This is a genomic window from Nonomuraea sp. NPDC000554 (assembly GCF_040300065.1).
Lineage (GTDB): Bacteria > Actinomycetota > Actinomycetes > Streptosporangiales > Streptosporangiaceae > Nonomuraea.
This window is the reverse complement of sequence record NZ_JBEPDC010000077.1, coordinates 1-1,591: the sequence shown is the minus strand read 5'-3', so window position 1 is coordinate 1,591 and position 1,591 is coordinate 1. Positions and strand designations below refer to the sequence as shown.

1 protein-coding gene is annotated in these 1,591 nt (G+C 68.2%); it reads left to right on the top strand.

Going from position 1 to position 1,591, the window contains the following annotated elements; genetic code table 11:
- Nucleotides 1–125: 125 nt before the first annotated feature.
- A partial coding sequence (locus tag ABT294_RS50700) for an ISL3 family transposase (RefSeq protein ID WP_350813744.1) occupies nt 126–1,591 on the top strand: 1,466 nt, incomplete at its 3' end.

Genomic DNA, 1,591 nt, shown 5'->3' with positions numbered 1-1,591 from the left:
TGTCCGTGGCCATGTAAAAGTGGGTCTGGCCCACTTTCCGTGATCGGTCTTGGCTTCCAAGATCACGATCATGTTGAGTCGGATGCGGGCGGGTGCTGGCGCCGGGACTCTTCTCAGTGTCGATCATGGAGCTTTTGGCGGTCGTGTTCCCGCACCTTGCCGCCGTTCATATCGAGCGGGTGCACCGAATGGGAGCAACCGTGCGGGTGAAGGCCGCAACGACGGCGCCAACAGGCGAATGTCCGGCGTGTGGGTGCGACTCGGTGCGGATTCACAGCCGCTATGAGCGGTGCCTGTCGGATCTGCCGGTGGCCGGGCAGGAGGTGCTGGTCCAAATGCAGGTGCGCCGGTTCTTCTGCGACAACACCGCCTGTGACAAGCGAACCTTTGCCGAGCAGGTTCCGGGGCTGACCAGCAGGCACGGCCGACGCGCGGCGGGGCTGGCGTCGATGCTGCGGACGGTGGCGCTGGCTCTGGGCGGTCGTCCCGGTGCCCGACATACCGCGCGTCTGGCCTGTGCGGTGGGCCGCTCGACGCTGCTGCGGCTGTTGCGGAGCATGCCTGACCCGCAGGTGGCGACTCCGCGGGTGTTGGGGGTCGATGAGTTCGCCTGGCGCAAGGGTCATACCTACGGGACGGTGCTGGTCGATGTGGAGGGCGGCCATCCGGTCGATCTCTTGCCGGATCGGTCGGCGGACTCGTTCGCGGCCTGGCTGGAGGCTCATCCCGGGGTGGAGGTGATCTGCCGGGACCGGGCCGGCTGCTATGCCGAAGGCGCTCAGCGCGGCGCGCCTTTGGCTGTGCAGGTGGCTGACCGCTGGCATCTGCTTCACAACCTGTCCGGAGCGGTCCAGCGCGCCGTGTCCCGGCATCGCGCACACCTGCGCGAACCCGCCAAAGCCGAGGCCGAACCTCCTGCCACGTCGGAACCGGCCCGCGATGAAGGAACCTCGGCAGCTCGGACCAGGGCACGGCACGCCGAGATCCACCAGGCGCTCGGTCGAGGGATGACCATCACCGAGATAAGCCGTGACCTGCGGTTATCCCGCAAGACCGTGCGCCGCTACGCCACGGCCGCCAGCGCCGACGAGCTCGTCATCGACGAGCGCACACCCCGTCGGACGATCCTCGATGCCTATCTTCCCTACCTGCAGGAGCGCTGGGAGCAGGGCTGCCGCAGCGCCGATCAGCTCCTGGTCGAGCTGCGTGAACGCGGCTACCTGGGAAGCGGGCGCACGCTACGACGCCTCACCGCCAAGCTCCGCACGACGACGGTCACGACCGCACCTCCTCCCGCACCGAAGATCCGGGAGGTCACCGGCTGGATCGTCCAGCCATCCAGCAGGGTCGACGCCGAGGACCTGGCTAAGCTCGAGCAGATCACCGCCCGTTGCCCGGAACTGGCCTCGGTCACCGAGCTGACCCGCCAGTTCGCCGAGATGCTCGTTCACCGTCGCGGCGAGCAGGACCTGGAAGGCTGGGCTGCCCGAGCGGAGGCCAGCCCTGCCCGTGAACTACGCGACTTCGTCGCCGGCCTTCGTCGCGACTGGGCGGCGGTCAAAGCCGGACTCACTCTGCCCTACAGCTCCGG